The organism is Pseudomonas sp. MWU12-3088, assembly GCF_023242405.1.
Classification (GTDB): domain Bacteria; phylum Pseudomonadota; class Gammaproteobacteria; order Pseudomonadales; family Pseudomonadaceae; genus Aquipseudomonas; species Aquipseudomonas kribbensis.
The window spans coordinates 251,156-268,406 of the sequence record NZ_JALJEA010000002.1 but is presented as its reverse complement, the minus strand read 5'-3'; the positions used below and the strand labels follow the sequence as shown (position 1 = coordinate 268,406).

19 protein-coding genes are annotated in these 17,251 nt (G+C 61.2%); 8 read left to right on the top strand and 11 right to left on the bottom strand.

Annotation, left to right across the window (positions count from 1 at the left end; translation table 11 throughout):
* Nucleotides 1-23 precede the first annotated feature (23 nt).
* The 5 genes from M5B98_RS06980 to M5B98_RS06960 all read right to left on the bottom strand — a co-directional run bounded on the left by M5B98_RS06980 (nt 24) and on the right by M5B98_RS06960 (nt 6,403).
* The gene (locus M5B98_RS06980; protein WP_248742298.1) at nt 24-1,511 is read right to left on the bottom strand and encodes a M16 family metallopeptidase; all 1,488 of its coding nucleotides are present in this window, start codon (nt 1,509-1,511) and stop codon (nt 24-26) included.
* A complete protein-coding gene (locus M5B98_RS06975; protein ID WP_248742297.1) occupies nt 1,504-2,847 on the bottom strand; it encodes a M16 family metallopeptidase in 1,344 nt (447 codons plus the stop codon). The genes M5B98_RS06980 and M5B98_RS06975 overlap by 8 nt, the downstream gene beginning before the upstream one ends.
* A gap of 115 nt (nt 2,848-2,962) precedes the next feature.
* Nucleotides 2,963-3,568: a 16S rRNA (guanine(966)-N(2))-methyltransferase RsmD gene (rsmD, locus tag M5B98_RS06970; protein ID WP_248742296.1), complete on the bottom strand. Its 606-nt coding sequence runs from the start codon at nt 3,566-3,568 to the stop codon at nt 2,963-2,965.
* Nucleotides 3,568-5,055 (bottom strand): M16 family metallopeptidase, encoded by a 1,488-nt coding sequence (locus tag M5B98_RS06965; RefSeq protein WP_248742295.1) that lies wholly within the window; start codon nt 5,053-5,055, stop codon nt 3,568-3,570. Before M5B98_RS06965 ends, rsmD begins: the two co-directional genes overlap by 1 nt.
* Nucleotides 5,048-6,403: a M16 family metallopeptidase gene (locus tag M5B98_RS06960; protein ID WP_114886107.1), complete on the bottom strand. Its 1,356-nt coding sequence runs from the start codon at nt 6,401-6,403 to the stop codon at nt 5,048-5,050. Before M5B98_RS06960 ends, M5B98_RS06965 begins: the two co-directional genes overlap by 8 nt.
* Nucleotides 6,404-6,748: 345 nt before the next feature.
* On the opposite strand from M5B98_RS06960, the gene ftsY reads away from it, so the two are divergent.
* The 4 genes from ftsY to rpoH all read left to right on the top strand — a co-directional run bounded on the left by ftsY (nt 6,749) and on the right by rpoH (nt 10,916).
* Nucleotides 6,749-8,257: a signal recognition particle-docking protein FtsY gene (gene ftsY / locus M5B98_RS06955; protein ID WP_248742294.1), complete on the top strand. Its 1,509-nt coding sequence runs from the start codon at nt 6,749-6,751 to the stop codon at nt 8,255-8,257.
* Entirely contained in the window at nt 8,254-8,925 is a 672-nt protein-coding gene (gene ftsE / locus M5B98_RS06950) for a cell division ATP-binding protein FtsE (RefSeq protein WP_008065082.1), read from the top strand. The genes ftsY and ftsE overlap by 4 nt, the downstream gene beginning before the upstream one ends.
* Nucleotides 8,922-9,947 (top strand): permease-like cell division protein FtsX, encoded by a 1,026-nt coding sequence (gene ftsX, locus M5B98_RS06945; RefSeq protein WP_134828404.1) that lies wholly within the window; start codon nt 8,922-8,924, stop codon nt 9,945-9,947. The genes ftsE and ftsX overlap by 4 nt, the downstream gene beginning before the upstream one ends.
* 114 nt (nt 9,948-10,061) lie before the next feature.
* Nucleotides 10,062-10,916 (top strand): RNA polymerase sigma factor RpoH, encoded by an 855-nt coding sequence (gene rpoH, locus M5B98_RS06940; protein ID WP_003229146.1) that lies wholly within the window; start codon nt 10,062-10,064, stop codon nt 10,914-10,916.
* A 70-nt stretch (nt 10,917-10,986) separates the two neighbouring features.
* On the opposite strand, the gene mtgA is transcribed toward rpoH, so the two are convergent.
* Nucleotides 10,987-11,709, bottom strand: a complete 723-nt coding sequence (mtgA, locus tag M5B98_RS06935) for a monofunctional biosynthetic peptidoglycan transglycosylase (protein ID WP_085709060.1) — start codon at nt 11,707-11,709, stop codon at nt 10,987-10,989.
* Nucleotides 11,710-11,783: 74 nt separating this feature from the next.
* On the opposite strand from mtgA, the gene M5B98_RS06930 reads away from it, so the two are divergent.
* From M5B98_RS06930 to trmB, 4 genes are all read left to right on the top strand, one after another.
* A complete protein-coding gene (locus M5B98_RS06930; RefSeq protein ID WP_085709061.1) occupies nt 11,784-12,164 on the top strand; it encodes a DUF423 domain-containing protein in 381 nt (126 codons plus the stop codon).
* A gap of 72 nt (nt 12,165-12,236) precedes the next feature.
* On the top strand, nt 12,237-12,437 hold the full coding sequence (gene thiS, locus M5B98_RS06925) for a sulfur carrier protein ThiS (protein ID WP_007953386.1): 201 nt from the start codon (nt 12,237-12,239) through the stop codon (nt 12,435-12,437).
* Nucleotides 12,438-12,497: 60 nt separating this feature from the next.
* Entirely contained in the window at nt 12,498-13,292 is a 795-nt protein-coding gene (locus tag M5B98_RS06920) for a thiazole synthase (protein WP_007953385.1), read from the top strand.
* A 9-nt stretch (nt 13,293-13,301) separates the two neighbouring features.
* Entirely contained in the window at nt 13,302-14,027 is a 726-nt protein-coding gene (gene trmB, locus M5B98_RS06915) for a tRNA (guanosine(46)-N7)-methyltransferase TrmB (protein ID WP_085646976.1), read from the top strand.
* A gap of 65 nt (nt 14,028-14,092) precedes the next feature.
* Here the strand turns inward: trmB and M5B98_RS06910 are convergent, their stop codons facing one another.
* The 5 genes from M5B98_RS06910 to M5B98_RS06890 are packed head-to-tail and all read right to left on the bottom strand — an operon-like array spanning nt 14,093 to nt 17,234.
* A complete protein-coding gene (locus tag M5B98_RS06910) occupies nt 14,093-14,641 on the bottom strand; it encodes an RNA 2'-phosphotransferase (protein ID WP_248742293.1) in 549 nt (182 codons plus the stop codon).
* Between the two features lie 19 nt (nt 14,642-14,660).
* Nucleotides 14,661-14,984, bottom strand: a complete 324-nt coding sequence (locus tag M5B98_RS06905) for a DUF3392 domain-containing protein (protein WP_085709063.1) — start codon at nt 14,982-14,984, stop codon at nt 14,661-14,663.
* 20 nt (nt 14,985-15,004) lie between these two features.
* Entirely contained in the window at nt 15,005-16,210 is a 1,206-nt protein-coding gene (gene hemW / locus M5B98_RS06900; protein WP_248742292.1) for a radical SAM family heme chaperone HemW, read from the bottom strand.
* Complete coding sequence (rdgB, locus tag M5B98_RS06895; RefSeq protein WP_085709065.1) at nt 16,207-16,803, bottom strand: RdgB/HAM1 family non-canonical purine NTP pyrophosphatase; 597 nt, start codon at nt 16,801-16,803, stop codon at nt 16,207-16,209. The genes hemW and rdgB overlap by 4 nt, the downstream gene beginning before the upstream one ends.
* Nucleotides 16,800-17,234 (bottom strand): DUF4426 domain-containing protein, encoded by a 435-nt coding sequence (locus M5B98_RS06890; RefSeq protein ID WP_248742291.1) that lies wholly within the window; start codon nt 17,232-17,234, stop codon nt 16,800-16,802. The genes rdgB and M5B98_RS06890 overlap by 4 nt, the downstream gene beginning before the upstream one ends.
* Nucleotides 17,235-17,251: the final 17 nt, after the last annotated feature.

The following is a 17,251-nucleotide window of genomic DNA, read 5'->3' as shown; positions in this document are numbered from 1 at the left end:
AGGCTGCCACTTTCAATGGATCTCTAACTTGCCACAAAGCCTGCATCAGCGCGACACGAATGCCGAGACGGCTCGTCGGTCGGGGCGATGGCCGGTTGCGGGAGTGGCAGTTGGGGTACCGACGGGCCAACGGTAACCACCCGCCACTGATCGTCAGCCAAGTGTTGATCCAGCGCTGTTTTGATTTGCTCCAGAGTCAAGCGCTGCACTTGTTCCGAGAAAAAATCCAGGTCGAGGGGCAAGTGATGACGATTGATCTCGGCCAGACGCCCGAGAATCTGTTCGTTGCTGGCACTGCCAATGATATTGGCATTGGCCAATCGACGTTTGAAGTGATCGAGTTCCTCCCGGGAGGGGCCATCACGTCGATAATCACTGAGCATTGATTTCACCAGACTTATCGTTTCGTTCGCGAATTGAGGGCTGGTTTGCAGAGCGATTGATGTCAGTCCGCTGCCCGCCCAGTCTTTCGTACGAATGCTGGCATCGTAGACCAGGCCGCGTTTGTGCCGCAGTTCCGTCATCAGACGTGAGTTCACACCACTGCCGAAAATCAGCGTCGCGGAAAACAGCGCAACGTAGTCTTCGTGTTGGCGCGGCAAGCTGGGCTGCCCAAGCAATACGTGAGTCTGTTCCTGTGCACGTTCGACATGGGTATGCATTTCAGTGCCGAACGCTGTGGGCGGTTCGACGGCGGGGAGTGCAACGAGGGGCGCGGGTAGCGCGTTGGTAATTTGCAGGCTGATGGCCTGTGCCTGTTCGATGGAAAGGTCTCCCACCAACGTAATTTGTGTCTGGCTTGCCGAGTGGGTAAGGCGATGGAAGGCTTGTACAGCCTGGCGGGTGATCGAGGTCAGGCCGGCATCGGTTCCGTAGATCGAGCGGGCGTATGGTGTATCCGGAGCCAGCAGCTCCTGGAGGCGTTGCGAGGCAATCTCCGCAGGCTCTTGTTGTTGTGCCAGCTGCAAGCCACGAAGCTCGCTCTTGACCCTGAGCAGAGCTTCATCGGAAAGAGAGGGCTGCCCCAGCATTTGCGTAAACAGTTGCAGGGCCGGGCTGCTTTTGTCTGGATCACTGAGGCTGCGCAACGTGTAGGTGGCACGCTCCTGATCCAGATCCATCCCGAGCTTGGCACCCAGCCCGTCAAAGACTTCGGCGATCGCTGCATGATCGCTCTTGCCACTCACACCTTCATTGAACAGGCTGAATGTCACCGCTGCCAGGCCTGGGGTGTCGCCATCGTATGCACTGCCGGCGGCGAAGCTGACGTGAACATCGAACATCGGCAGATCCCCGGTACGGATGAATAACGTTTTGATGTCTGTCGTGGTTTTCCAGCCCTTGATTGTCAATGGGCGTGGAGTCTGCCGGGTCGTGTCTGTTTCCGACAATGATTGCAATCGGGGCTCGGGAAAACCGGCTGGCGCGGTGATGGCAGCAGCCGGGCTGGCTGACAGCCAAACGACAAAACAGGCCATGGCAGACCGAAAGACGTGCGCAGATTTATCCATGTTTTCTCTCCACAAGCACATGGGCGGTACTGAGACGTTCGCGGATCAGATATTTTTCAGCGGTCTGGCGAATGTCCTCGGGGGTTACTTTCTTGAATCCGGCAATCTCTTCGTCGAGCAATTGCCACGGCAGGCCAATGCTCTCGAGGGCGGCCAGATGCTGGGCAGTGCTCATGATCGAATCTCGTGCAAAAACTCTTTGGGCGATCAATTGGGTTCGCACGCGTTCCAGCTCGTCGGGAGAAGGAGGCGTGGTGCGCAGCTCCTCGAGCAAATCCCAGACTCGTGTTTGTGCCGCTTCCGGGCTGGTTGATTGCGATGTGTCAAGCCGGGTGCGCAAGGTCAGAAGCGTGTCGCCGCGGCTGTAGAGGTCGTAGCTGGCGCTGACATGGCTGAACACATGCTCCTTGTGTAGCAGGTGTTTTTGCAGACGTGCGCTGTGGGAACCTGCCAGCAACATTTCGATCAGGCGCAGCGCATGCGCGGTCTGGTAGGTATCTGCCGTAGCCAGGCTGGGAACGTTGAATGCCATGATCAACTGTGGTGTAGGAACCGCTTGGTTGAGGATGATGCGGCGTTCGCCTGGCAGCGGCAGCTCTCGCGGTTTAAGGGGTGGGGTGACGGGGCGACGGGTGAGGTTGCCGAAGTAGCGCTGAGCCAGCGGTTGAACGTAATCGAGCGTGACATCGCCGACGACGACCAGCGTGGCATTGCCAGGGGCGTAGCGTGACTCATACCACTCGCGCAACTGAGCAGTGTTCAAACCGTGCAGGTCGTTCATCCAGCCGATGACGGGTGTCCGATAGCTGCTGGAGGGGTAGGCCAGGGTTTCCAGACGTTCCAGTGCAGTGTCCAGAGGACTGTCTTCCACATTCAAGCGGCGCTCTTCTTGAATGACACTGATCTCGGAAGCGAAATTTTCCGGTTTGAGATGAGCAGTCGACATCAAGTCAGCCATCAACTCGAATGCGACACCTAGATAAGGCTTGGGCAACGTCTGGTGATAGGCGGTGACGTCTTTTCCGGTAAAGGCATTTTCTGATGCCCCCAGGGACTCCAGTATGGCGGATGCCTCATCCGGACACGTCTTGCTGCTGCCCTTGTAAAGCATGTGTTCCAGTGCATGTGACAGTCCGGTCTGGCCCGGCGCTTCGTCGACCGATCCGACTTTGAACCACAGGTGGGAGGTGACAAGCGGGGCCCGGTGATCTTCGCGGACGATGACCTTCAAGCCGTTGTCGAGCAGAAACACGTGGGTGGCGGGTGGTGGGTCGGCCAACGCCAGCAGCGGGGCAAAGGCGAGGCAAGGCAGCATCCTGCTGCACAGTGTGTCCATAAGTGATTCGTCCTCAATGGATTACGGAAATGGCGTAGTCCACTGTGGAGATCTGGAAGGAGCGGTGTGCGGTAGTTATCTACCGCACGCCGGATATTGCTTTGATCATGCGGTGTTAGAGGGAGAGCATGCTGCGTTGCCACAGCGCGTAGTACACCTGCCCGGATTTCTGCTCGCGGTGCAGGCGCCAGTTGCCTGGCAGGCCGAGGGTCGATGGCGCGGTTTCGCTTTCAGTGTAGATCCACGAATCATCGGCCAGCCATTGGCGCTCTTCCAGCAGCGTGCAAACGGCGGGCAGCAGGTTCTGGTTGAACGGCGGGTCGAGGAACACCAGGTCGAACGCGGTGGCGGTCTGGGTTTCCAGGTAACGCAAGGCGTCAGCGGTCTGCACCTGTCCGTTGGTACAGCGCAGGGTGCCGAGGTGTTCTTTCAGGCTGGAGACGGCGACGTGGCTGGCATCCAGCGCCTGGCCCATGGACGCGCCACGGGACAGCGCTTCCAGAAACAGCGCGCCGCTGCCGGCGAACGGATCGAGCACCTTGGCCCCGGCAACGTAAGGCGCGAGCCAGTTGAACAGGGTTTCGCGCACCCGGTCCGGCGTCGGGCGCAGCCCCGGCGCATCCGGGAAGCTCAGTTTGCGGCTGCGCCATTCGCCGCCGATGATGCGCAACTGGTTCACACCGTTGTGCAGTTTTTGTACAGGTTTCTTTGGACTGGCCATTAATGCTCCGGAACCCCGAGCGGCTGCTCGGCAGGTTTATCAGATGGGGCCGGTAACGGCTTTTGCGGCACGGTCGGGCCAGCGCTGACGATGACCATTTTGTCCGTGCTCAAGTGTTTGTTCAGGGCGTCGCGGACCTGCTCGACGGTCAGGCTCTGGGACTGACGCATGAAGTCGTCCAGATAGCTCAGCGGCAGATTGTAGAAGCCCATGGCGCCGAGCTGGCCGACGATATCGGCGTTGCTCGCGGTGGACAGCGGGAAGCTGCCGGCCAGTTCGCGCTTGGCGTCGTCGAGTTCTTTCTGGGTCGGGCCGGTCTTCAGGTAGTCGGCGAGCACGTCCTGTACCAGTTTCAGGGTGCCTTCGCTCATTTCCGCGCGAGTCTGCAGATTGATCATGAACGGGCCGCGTGCCTGCATCGGGCTGAACGCCGAATACACGCCGTAGGCCAGGCCGCGCTTCTCGCGGACTTCACTCATCAAACGGGTACCGAAACCACCGCCGCCAAGGATCTGGTTGCCCATCGACAGTGCTGCGTAGTCCGGGTCGTCACGGTCGATGCCCAGTTGCGCGAGCATCAGATTGGTCTGCTTCGACGGGAACTCGATGTGGCCGACGCTGGCCTTCGGCTCCTGTGGCTGGGTGATTTTCGCCAGCGCCGGGCCTTTCGGCAGGGCAGCGGAGACCTGATTGGCAATCGCCTCGGCTTCGCTGCGAGACAGATCGCCGACCAGTGCAATCACCACGTTACCGGCGGCATAGGCCTTGGCATGGAACTCACGCAGTTGCGCCAGGGTGATCTTCGGTACGCTTTGCGCGCTGCCATCGCTGGAGTGTGCGTACGGGTGATCGCCGTACAGACGCTTCATCAATTCCAGGCTGGCGAGCTTGCCGGGGTTCTGTTTCTGGTACTCGAAACCGGCGAGCATCTGGTTCTTGATGCGTGCGAAGGAGTCGGCGGGGAAGGTCGGCTTGCCGATCACTTCCGAGAACAGTTTCAGTGCCGGCTCGCGTTTGTCGGCGGCACTCAGGCTGCGCAACGAAACGATGGCCATGTCCTTGTAGGCGCCGTTGCCGAAATCCGCACCCAGGCCTTCGAAGCCTTGGGCGATGGCGCCGACATCCTTGCCCGCCACGCCTTCGTTGAGCATGGCGTTGGTCAGCAGGGCCAGGCCCGGCGCGTTGCCGTCCTGGCTGCTGCCGGCGGAAAAGATCAGGCGCATGTCGAACATCGGCAGTTCGCGAGCCTCGACGAACAGCACCTTGGCGCCTTCGGCGGTGTTCCAGGTCTGCACGTCGAGCTTGCGGCTGGCCGGGGCCTTGCCGTCGAGTTCGGCCAGCGATTGCAGCTTCTGGCTGGACTTGGCGTTATCCAGCGCTTCGCTGGCCTTGCTGTTGTCGCTCGGCGCCAGATACAGCGCGGCGGAGCCAATGACTGCCACGGCGATCAGGCCGAGCAGCAGGCGTGGGGTTTTGCGCTCACTCATGAGTCGTCTCCAGTGGCAGGACGTGGGCGACGCTGAGACGTTCGCGGGTGAAATACAGCTTGGCGGCGTTCTGGATGTCTTGCGGGGTGACGCTTTCCAGATCGGCCAGTTCGGTGTCCATCAGCTTCCACGACAGACCGACGGTCTCCAGTTGGCCGATGGCGGTGGCCTGGCTGGTGATCGAATCGCGTTCGAAAACCAGGCCGGCGATGACTTGCGCACGTACACGCTCCAGCTCTTCGGCGGACGGTGCGGTGGTTTTCAGCTGTTCCAGCAGTTTCCACAGGCCGGCTTCAGCCTGGGCCATGGTCTTTTTCTTCTGGGTGTTCGGCGTGGCCGACAGGGTGAACAGGCTGTCGCCGCGGGTGTAGGCGTCGTAGCTCGACGAGCCGCCGGACACCAGCTCTTCGCCACGCTCCAGCTGGGTCGGGATACGGCCGCTGTAGCCGCCGTCCAGCAACGCCGAGATCAGGCGCAAGGCGTTGATCGAGCGTTTGTCTTCGGCCGTGGCCAGGCTCGGCACGTTGAAACCGAGCATCAGGCTGGGCAGTTGGGTCTGCACGTGCAGGGTGATCTGGCGCTCGCCGGGTTCGGCCAGTTCCAGCGGCTGCTTCGCCGGTGGCACATCGCGTTTAGGGATCGGGCCGAAGTAGCGCTGGGCGAGGGTTTTCACTTCGTCCGGGGTCACGTCGCCGACCACCACCAGCGTGGCGTTGTTCGGCACATACCAGGACTGATACCAGTGGCGCAGCTCTTCGACCTTCATCCGGTCGAGGTCGGCCATCCAGCCGATGGTCGGCGTGTGATAACCGCTGGCCGGGTAGGCCATGGCCTTGTAGCGCTCGTAGGCCTTGGACATCGGTTTGTCGTCGGTGCGCAGGCGGCGCTCTTCCTTGATGACTTCGATTTCCTTGGCGAACTCGTCGGCCGGCAGGCGCAGATTGGCCATGCGGTCGGCTTCCAGTTCGAAGGCTACGCCCAGACGGTCGCGGGCCAGCACCTGGTAATAGGCGGTGAAGTCATCGCTGGTGAAGGCGTTCTCTTCGGCGCCGAGGTCACGCAGGATCAGCGAGGCTTCGCCGGGGCCGACTTTCTCGCTGCCCTTGAACATCATGTGCTCGAGGGCGTGGGACAGACCGGTCTGGCCCGGGGTTTCGTAGCTGGAACCGACCTTGTACCAGACCTGCGACACCACCACTGGCGCGCGATGGTCTTCGCGCACGACGACTTTCAGACCGTTGTCGAGGGTGAATTCGTGGGTCGGTTGCGGGTCGGCCGCCAGGGCCGAAAGGGGCAGGCAGACTGTGCTGAGCAGCAGGCCTGCGGCGCGGCGGGCTAGAGCATTCATTCGTTTTTAAACCTGTTCGGCTGCCCGCTTGGTCTTAGCCTAGGCGGGCGAGGAGGTGCTAGGATACTGATCCGTTTTACTGGCGGCCACGCCTATCAGGCCACTGATCGGTCTATAGGTTGTACGGGTTACCGGCAGAAGCTTTGAGTTTGTCAGCTAAACTCTGCGTTTTCGCCGACGATGCCGTTCCAGTCCTTCGTATTTACAGACCTTTGAGGTGCTTTTGGCGCCTCGACAAAATGTTGCGCGTGAACAAGCTGGGTGAAACACAGTCTGTTCTGCATCGAATATTTATTTGCCGGGGCGCCCCTGTGGCGCGTCGCTACCGTGAGATAGCCGTCCTCCATGTTTGGTTCCAACGACGACAAGAAGACCCCAGCTGCGGCTGGCGAGAAGAAAAGCCTGTTCGGATGGCTGCGCAAAAAGCCGCAGGAACCCGTCGTCGAACAGCCGACTGCCATTCCTGAGCCTGCCCCGGCGCCCGCTCCGGTAATAGAAGAAGCGCCGGCCCCGGTTGTGCTGCCGATTGCCGAACCGGTGTTGCAACTGGTGGCCGAAGTCGAGCCTGAAGCCCCGGTTGCCGCTGAACTGCCGCTGACCCCGGCTGCCCAGCCATGGTTGACCTTGCCCGTGGCGGAAGAGCCGGTGGCGCTGGTCGAAGAGGCTGCGCCGCACATCACACCGCCGATTCCGGCACCGGTTGCATTCACTCCCGAGCCTGTCCAGGCGCCGGTGGTCGAACCTGCTCCTGTCATTCCCGAGGCTGTGGTCGCTGCGCCGGTTGCACCGATTGTCACTGCGCCCGAGCCTGCACCTGCACCTGCACCTGCACCTGCACCTGCACCTGCACCTGCACCGGTCGTCGCAGCGCCAGTCGCTGTCGTCGAAACTCCGGTGGAGGCTCCGCGCACCGAAGAAACCAAGGCCGGCTTCTTCGCCCGCCTCAAGCAAGGACTGTCGAAGACCAGCGCCAGCATCGGCGAGGGCATGGCCAGCCTGTTCCTTGGCAAGAAAGCCATCGATGATGATCTGCTCGACGACCTCGAAACCCGTCTGCTGACTGCCGACGTCGGCGTCGAGGCGACTTCGGTGATCATCCAGCGCCTGACCCAGAAGGTCGCCCGCAAAGAACTGGCCGATTCCGACGCACTGTACAAATCCCTGCAGGCCGAACTGGCCGCGATGCTCAAACCGGTCGAGCAGCCGCTGAAGATTGCTTCGCAGAACAAGCCGTTCGTGATCCTCGTGGTTGGCGTCAACGGCGCCGGCAAGACCACCACCATCGGCAAGCTGGCGAAGAAGCTGCAACTGGAAGGCAAGAAAGTCATGCTCGCCGCCGGTGACACCTTCCGCGCTGCGGCGGTCGAGCAATTGCAGGTCTGGGGCGAGCGCAACAAGATTCCGGTGATCGCCCAGCACACGGGCGCGGACTCGGCCTCGGTGATTTTCGACGCCGTGCAGGCCGCCAAGGCCCGTGGCATCGATGTGCTGATCGCCGACACCGCCGGTCGTCTGCACACCAAAGACAACCTGATGGAAGAACTGAAAAAGGTTCGCCGGGTAATCGGCAAGCTCGACGCCGATGCGCCGCACGAAGTGCTGCTGGTGCTCGACGCCGGCACCGGTCAGAACGCCATCAACCAGGCCAAGCAATTCAACCAGACCGTCGAACTGACCGGCCTGGCGCTGACCAAGCTCGACGGCACCGCCAAGGGCGGGGTGATTTTCGCCCTGGCCAAGCAATTTGGCCTGCCGATCCGCTACATCGGCGTCGGTGAAGGCATCGACGATCTGCGTACCTTTGAAGCCGAACCCTTTGTCCAGGCACTGTTTGCCGAGCGGGAGCGTTCATGATTCGTTTCGAACAGGTCGGTAAGCGCTACCCGAACGGTCACGTCGGCTTGCATGAGCTGAGCTTTCGAGTCCGTCGCGGCGAGTTCCTGTTTGTCACCGGCCACTCCGGTGCCGGTAAATCCACGTTGTTGCGCCTGTTGCTGGCGATGGAGCGTCCGACCAGCGGCAAACTGCTGCTGGCCGGGCAGGACCTGAGCACCATCAGCAATGCGCAGATTCCGTTCCTGCGCCGGCAGATCGGCGTGGTGTTCCAGAATCACCAGTTACTGTTCGATCGCACGGTGTTCAACAACGTCGCGCTGCCATTGCAGATCCTCGGGCTGTCCAAGGCGGAAATTGCCAAGCGCGTCGATTCGGCGCTGGAGCGCGTGGCGCTGTCGGACAAGACCGACCTGTACCCCGGCGACCTGTCCACCGGTCAGCAACAGCGTGTCGGTATCGCCCGCGCCATCGTTCACCGCCCGGCCCTGCTGCTGGCGGATGAACCGACGGGTAACCTCGACCCGCGTCTGGCGGCCGAGATCATGGGCGTGTTCGAAGACATCAACCGTCTGGGCACCAGCGTGCTGATCGCCAGTCACGACCTGGCCCTGATTGCGCGCATGCGCCATCGCATGCTGACCTTGCAACGCGGCCGATTGATCGGCGACGGGGAGGCTGGCGAATGAGTGCAACACGTAGTCCGAAGGTTTCCGAGCGCGTGGCCCCAAAGGCCGCTGATCCGCAGCCGCCAAAGAAGAAAAAGCACGACGAGGACGATGGTCCGGACTTTGCCACGCTGTTCCACGCCTGGATCGAAAGCCACCGTGCCAGCCTGCTGGACAGCCTGCGCCGTCTCGGCAAGCAGCCGATTGGCAGCTTCTTCACCTGCATGGTGATGGCAGTTGCCCTGAGCCTGCCGATGGGCTTGTCGTTGTTGCTGAACAACGTCGAGCGTCTGGGCGGTTCGTGGCAGCGCGCGGCGCAGATCTCGCTGTATCTGGAGCTCGAGGCCAGTCCGGCTCAGGGCGAGAAGCTGCGGGATCAGATCAAGGGCATGCCCGGCGTAGCTGATGCTGAATATGTCGGCCGCGATCAGGCACTGGAAGAATTCCAGCAGCAGTCCGGACTGGGCGAAGCCCTGCGCGAGCTGCCGGAAAACCCGCTGCCGGGCGTGGTGCTGGTGACGCCGAACGAGGTCGACAAGCCGACCCTGGAAGCATTAAGACAAAAACTTTCCGAGCTGCCCAAGGTACAACAGGCGCAACTTGATCTAGTCTGGGTCGAGCGTCTGGCCGCCATCCTCAAGCTCGGCGACCGCTTTGTCTTCGGTCTGACGGTGTTGCTGGTTTCCGCATTACTTTTGGTGATAGGCAATACCATTCGTCTTCATATTGAAAACCGCCGCACAGAGATAGAAGTGATTAAACTCGTCGGCGGCACCGACAGCTATGTGCGTCGTCCCTTCCTTTATATGGGCGCGCTGTATGGCTTCGGTGCGGGGCTGCTGTCCTGGGGTGTGCTGGCGTTCGGCCTGAACTGGTTGAACGACGCGGTGGTCGGGCTGGCCGGCTTGTACGGCAGTGATTTCGCACTGGCCGGAGTGCCAGTTGCCGACGGTCTGTCGCTCTTGCTTGGCGCGGTGCTGTTGGGTTATATCGGTGCATGGATTGCAGTCGCACGTCATCTCAGGGAGCTGGCGCCGAAGTAGAATCTTTTTTGCGCGTGATTGACCTTGCGGTTTTTTGGGAACTTGTACCTGAGTTCCCGGTCAATTTTTCGCAGTGCCGAAAGGCGCGAGTATGTAAGTCGGAGGTTTTTTCGTATGACCAATTCTTTGCAACCTGCGTATGCATTGGTTCCGGGCGCAAACCTGGAAGCCTATGTGCACACCGTCAACAGCATTCCATTGCTGACGCCGGAGCAGGAGCGTGAACTGGCCGAGAGTCTCTACTATGAGCAGGATCTTGGGGCGGCTCGGCAGATGGTGCTCGCCCACCTGCGATTTGTCGTACACATTGCCCGTAGCTATTCCGGCTACGGTCTGGCTCAGGCTGACCTGATCCAGGAAGGCAACGTCGGCCTGATGAAGGCCGTGAAGCGTTTCAACCCGGAAATGGGCGTGCGTCTGGTGTCCTTCGCGGTGCACTGGATCAAGGCCGAGATTCACGAGTTCATCCTGCGCAACTGGCGGATCGTGAAAGTCGCGACCACCAAGGCCCAGCGCAAGCTGTTCTTCAACCTGCGCAGCCAGAAGAAACGTCTGGCCTGGCTGAACAACGAGGAAGTCCACCGCGTGGCGGAAAGCCTCGGCGTCGAGCCGCGTGAAGTGCGTGAGATGGAAAGTCGCCTGACCGGTCATGACATGGCCTTCGACCCGGCTGCCGAAGCCGACGACGACAGTGCTTTCCAGTCGCCGGCCAACTACCTTGAAGACCACCGGTACGACCCGGCGCGTCAGCTGGAAGATGCCGACTGGAGCGACAACTCCAATCACAACCTGCACGAAGCGCTGGAAGTGCTGGACGAACGCAGCCGCGACATCCTCTACCAGCGCTGGCTGGCAGAAGAGAAAGCCACGCTGCACGACCTGGCGCAGAAGTACAACGTGTCGGCCGAGCGGATCCGTCAGCTCGAGAAGAGCGCGATGAACAAGCTCAAGTTGTCGATTGCCGCGTAACCGGTAGTCCGGCAATAAAAAACGCCCCGATCAGTGATGATCGGGGCGTTTTAGTTTGTGTGTCAGAAAGTCATTGGGCCCAGGGTGCGCGGCGTGAGTCATCGAGTGTCAGCAAATAGCTGTCGCCACCCAACTGGCTCATCTGCTGGCGAATCCATCCGGCCCGGCGCGAAACATAGGAAGTCGGGTGACTGGCACTCCAGACCCGGGGATTGGGCAGTACGGCTGCCAGATAACTCGCCTGCTGGCGGGACAAAGACTTGGCAGAAACGCCAAAGTGATGCCGTGCCGCCGCTTCGGCACCAAACACGCCGTCATCCCATTCGACACTGTTCAGGTACACCTCAAGTATCCGCTGCTTGGGCCAAAACACTTCGATCAGTGCGGTAAACCACGCCTCAAGACCTTTACGCAGATAACTGCGGCCAGACCACAGAAACAAGTTCTTCGACACTTGCTGGCTCAGGGTGCTGGCGCCGCGAATCGAACCGCCGAGTTCGTTGTGGGCCAGTGCGGCCTTGATCGCGCTCAGGTCAAAACCCCAGTGCTCGGGGAATTTCTGGTCTTCGCCGGCAATCACCGCGACCTTGAGGTCATCGGAGATCTCGTCCCACGGCTTCCAGGTGCGTTGCAGGTCGATCGGCTCGCCGTCGACCCAGGATTCGATCTTGCGCTCGACCATCAGTGCCGTGCCCGGCGGCGGCACGAAACGAAACACCAACACCAGCAATACGCTGCCGCCCGCGAACCAGAGCAGGGCCTTCGTGAAACGACGGAGAAATAAACGCAGCATAGAGATGGCTTGGCCGAACCGGTTGAGCGGGCCATTATACAGACCCTGCCGATCGAGTCTGAGTGGAGTTCTACATGCTGCGTAGCTTTCTGATGCTGGCTGCCTTCTTTGGTTTCACCGGTGTCGGCCTTGGCGCATTCGCCGCCCATGGCCTGAAAAACCGCCTGACCCCCGAGTACCTCGCAATCTTCCACACGGGCGTTACCTATCAACTGGTGCACGCGCTGGCGCTGTTCGGCGTGGCGCTGCTGGCCACACAGCTTCAGGGACGTCTGGTCGCCTGGGCCGGCATCTCGTTCAGCATCGGCATCCTGCTGTTCTCCGGCAGCCTGTACCTGTTGACTACCGTCGGCATCGGCAAGCTCGGCATCATTACCCCGTTCGGCGGCCTGGCATTCCTGATCGGCTGGCTGTGCCTCGGACTTGCCGCCTGGCGCCTGCAGCCAACCGCTTGACGCTTGGTGCTGACCTTTAGGTCATGATCGGGCTAGAATGCCACCCCCTAAAAAGTGATGGCGGCGTTGCGCATGCGCATTCAGTTGAACGGTGAATCCTTTGAACTGCCCGACGGTGAAACCGTTGCGGCCCTGCTGACCCGTCTGGACCTGACCGGACGCCGCGTCGCGGTCGAACTCAATCTGGATATCGTCCCGCGCAGCCAGCATGCCGACACCACGCTGAACGACGGCGACAACGTCGAAGTGGTGCACGCCATCGGCGGCGGCTAGCCGCCAGGCCTGCATGGGCCGAGAATTCTGCAAGACCCTCACCCCAACAGAGGATTTCCCATGAGCATCGTTCGTAGCGACAAGCCTTTCGTTCTGGCCGGTCGTACTTACCAGTCGCGTTTGCTGGTCGGTACCGGCAAGTACCGTGACATGGAAGAAACCCGCCTGGCCATCGAAGCCTCGGGTGCCGAGATCGTCACCTTCGCGGTGCGCCGCACCAACCTGGGCCAGATAGAAGGCGAGCCGAACCTGCTCGAAGTGCTGTCGCCGGATCGCTACACCTTCCTGCCGAACACCGCTGGTTGCTACGACGCGGTTGAAGCCGTGCGCACCTGCCGCCTGGCCCGTGAGCTGCTCGATGGCCACAATCTGGTGAAGCTGGAAGTGCTGGCCGACCAGAAAACCCTGTTCCCCAACGTGATCGAAACCCTCAAGGCCGCCGAAGTACTGGTCAAGGAAGGCTTCGACGTGATGGTTTACACCAGTGATGACCCGATCATCGCCCGGCAACTGGCGGAAATCGGCTGCATCGCGGTGATGCCGCTGGCCGGTCTGATCGGTTCGGGCCTGGGAATCTGCAACCCGTACAACCTGCAGATCATCCTCGAAGAAGCCAAGATCCCGGTGCTGGTGGATGCCGGTGTCGGTACCGCTTCCGACGCCACCATCTCCATGGAACTGGGCTGTGACGCCGTGCTGATGAACTCGGCCATCGCCCACGCCCAGCAGCCGATCATGATGGCCGAAGCCATGAAACACGCGATCGTCGCGGGCCGCCTGGCCTACCTCGCCGGCCGCATGCCGAAAAAACTCTATGCCAGCGCCTCTTCGCCGCTGGATGGTCTGATCAAGTAAGAGCTATTGATGACTGAATCGAACGACACGCCAATCCAGACGGAAGAAGGCGACGAGCGCCAACACCGCCGCATCAAGAGTTTCGTGATGCGCGCCGGGCGCATGACCGAAGGCCAGCAGCGCGGCCTGGATCAGGGCGCGCCGAAGTTCGTCCTGCCGCTGGCCGATGCGCCGGTGGATTACGATCAGGTGTTCGGCCGTTCCGCGCCGCGTTCGCTGGAGATCGGTTTCGGCATGGGCCACTCGCTGCTGGAAATGGCAGCCGCTGCGCCGGAACAGGATTTCATCGGTGTCGAAGTTCACCGTCCGGGTGTCGGTGCGCTGCTCAACGGCGTGCTGACCCAGGGCCTGACCAACCTGCGGGTCTATGATTGCGACGCGATCGAGGTGCTCAACCGCTGCATCGCCGACAACAGCCTCGATCGCCTGATGCTGTTCTTCCCGGACCCGTGGCACAAGAGCCGTCACCACAAGCGCCGCATCGTTCAGGCGTCCTTCGCTGAGCTGGTGCGCAGCAAGCTGAAAGTCGGCGGCATTCTGCACATGGCCACCGACTGGGAACCGTATGCCGAATACATGCTGGAAGTGATGAACGTCGCCCCGGGCTATCGCAACCTCGCCGAAGACGGCAAGTGCGTGCCACGCCCGGCCGAACGTCCGATCACCAAATTCGAACGCCGCGGCGAACGTCTTGGGCACGGCGTTTGGGATCTGAAGTTCGAGAAACTCGCTTAAGCCTTATGCAATAAACAACTGTGGGAGCCATTGGCTCCCACAGTTGTTTTAGCAGTACTCGGTGATTACATCGTAGAAAGGAATTCTGCCGGTACCCGCTCTGTCAGCCAGACACCATTCTCGGCCTGGTAGAACTTGAACCCCTGTTCCTGCATCTGTCGTGCGGCGACCTGCAGAATCACGACCGTTCCGTAACGTTGCCCGACCGCCGAAGCAGTGGCGGTGTCCTGGGACAAATGCACGTGATGACGTGATCCCGGGATCAATCCCTGTTCGTTGATCGAGTCCATGAAGCGCGTCGCGGTGCCGTGATAGAGCGTTTCCGGAGGCTGTTTCTCTTCGAACTGCAGCTCCACGCTTTTCGTCGAATGGCCCTGTACGGCGCGAATCGACTGACCGTCCGGAGAGATCGAAAAGCGTTTCTTGTCACTGCTGGCCACGACGTTTTCGATCAGCGTGCGATCCAGCGTTCTGCCGTCCCGTGCCGCGCCATCGATCAAGGCGTCGATGTTCGCCCAGCCTTCAGAGTCCAGCGTCAGGCCAATCGCCTGTGGCTCGTGACGCAGCACAAAGCTGAGAAATTTGCTTGTTTCGTCCAGCAGTTTCTTGCTCATGAACTTCCCTGTCTGTAATTCAGCGGCGGTCGGCGACTACACCGATCAAAACCAGCACCACCAACAACACCGGCGCCAGGCTGTAGTTGTTGAACTGGCTCAGCCCCTTCACCACCCAAGGGGTGGCGTAGATCAGCGCCGCGCCGCTGCCGACCATGCACAGCAGGGCCATCAGCGGGACGCGCAGGGCGCCGGCGATGCTGCCCAGGCGTTGCTCGACCCAGCCTTTGAAGTCGGCGCCGAACAGCACCAGCAGGCAGCCCACCAGGGCCAGGGCGATTTCCGAGAGATTGCTGCGGCTCCAGCGAGAGACAGTGGCGAGCAGGTCGAGTATCAAATCCATGCGGTTTCCCCGGGAGCCATTCAGCTCAGAAATTTCTGCAGCAAATCGTTGAGAAAGAGTTGTCCGCGCTCGGTGGCCGCCAGACGTGACGGTTCGACCTGCAACAGACCGCTTTGTTCGGCCTCGCGCCGGTGTTCGTCGAGGCTTTCCAGCGGCAGGCCGGTGCGCTCGGGATACAGGCGTGATTCGACGCCGGCGGTCAGGCGCAGGGCGTTCATCAGGAACTCGAAGGGCATCTCGTCGTTGGTCAGGGCTTTCTCGCCGGCCTGGAAGCTTTTGGCCGGGTTGAGGTAGTCCTTCGGCAAGCGCGTCTTCCAGGTACGCACGATGCGCCCGTCCGGATGGCTGAGCTTGCCGTGGGCACCGGCGCCGATACCGATGAAGTCGCCGAAACTCCAGTAGTTGAGGTTATGCCGCGCCGGACGACCCGGTTGGGCGTAAGCGGAAACTTCGTACTGCGCGTAACCGTGTTCGGCCAGTAGCGCTTGCCCGGCTTCCTGAATGTCCCACAACGTGTCGTCTTCCGGCAGCACCGGCGGCTGGTTCCAGAACACGGTGTTCGGCTCCAGCGTGAGCTGATACCAGGAAATGTGCGTCGGCTTCAGTTCGATCGCCTGACGCAGATCGCTCAGGGCATCGTCCAGCGACTGGTCCGGCAGGCCGTGCATCAGGTCGAGGTTGAAGTTATCGAACCCGGCCTGGCGCGCCATGCCTGCCGCTCGCACGGCTTCGTCGCCGTTGTGGATGCGGCCGAGGGCCTTGAGCTTTTCCTGCTGGAAGCTCTGGATACCGATCGACAGGCGATTGATCCCCAGTTTGCGGTAGGCGACGAACTTCTCTTGCTCGAAAGTCCCGGGGTTGGCTTCCAGGGTGATTTCGATGTCATCGGCAAACGGAATGCGTTGTTTGACGCCTTCCAGCAAGCGGCCCAGTGCTTCGGCACTGAACAGGCTCGGCGTGCCGCCGCCAAAGAAGATCGAACTCAACTCACGGCCGTACACCGCGTGCAGATCCTGATCGAGGTCGGCAAGCAACGCGTCGACATATTCCTGTTCCGGCAGCACCGGGCTGGCGGTGTGGGAGTTGAAGTCGCAATACGGGCATTTGCGCACACACCACGGGATGTGGATGTACAGCGCCAGGGGCGGCAGCGTCGGCAGCGGCGCCCGAGGCGAAGAGGCGGCGCCACCGACGATCAGTGGCGACGCAGAAGAATCACGGGTCATTTCAAGCCCAGACGCTGGCGCAGCAGATCCATTGCACGGGCGCGGTGGCTGATCTGGTTCTTGTCGCTCGGGCTCAGCTCGGCGCTGGACACGTTACGCTCCGGCACCCAGAACAGCGGGTCGTAGCCGAAACCGTGCTCGCCGCTGGCGGCGGTCAGGATGCGCCCGTGCCACAGACCTTCGCAGAGGATCGGCAGCGGATCGTCGGCATGACGCACCAGCGCCAGCACGCAGACGAACTGCGCGCCGCGCTCGGCTTCAGGCACGTCCTTCAAGGCGTCGAGCAGCTTGGCGTTGTTCGCCGCGTCGCCCTTGCCGTCGGCGTAGCGCGCGGAATAGATGCCCGGCGCACCACCGAGGAAATCCACCGCCAGACCCGAATCGTCGGCCAGCGCCGGCAGTCCGGAGATGCGCGCAGCATTACGGGCTTTGAGGATCGCGTTCTCGACGAACGACAGACCGGTTTCTTCCGGCTCCACGCTGCTGAACTCGCCGATCGAGCGCAATTGCACCGATTCGCCGAGCATGGCCTGGAGTTCCTTGAGTTTGCCGGCGTTATGGCTGGCCAGTACGAGTTGCTTGAGGTTCATCATTCGCCGGGGAAAAGCTCTTGGTTGAAATTGATGGTGTTGATCTTGTCACCGTTCTGCACCTTGATTTCGAAGGTGCGGGTTTCCTGCTGTTCCACCGGGTACTGGGCGATGTAATAGATCGCGCCCTGTTCGGTAACCTGGCGGAAATTCAGGGTCACGGTCTGGCTGGTCAGATCTTTCACCGTGCCGGTGACGTTAGCGATCAGCGGCTTGCCGTCCTTGACCACCGAGACGTTGATCACGCCCTGGTTCTTGCTGCGGATCAGCTCGGCAGCCTTGGCGATGTCCGGTTGCAGGTAGGTCGAGTTGAAGGTGTTGTAGTGCACCGTCACGTCGCCGAAGGTTTCCTGGCGCTCGCTCTTGATGGCATCGGCTGCCACGGCCGACAGGCTCAGGCAGGCGGCCAACAGCGTGGTAATCAGGCGTCCCATGTTCGTTCTCCTCGCAA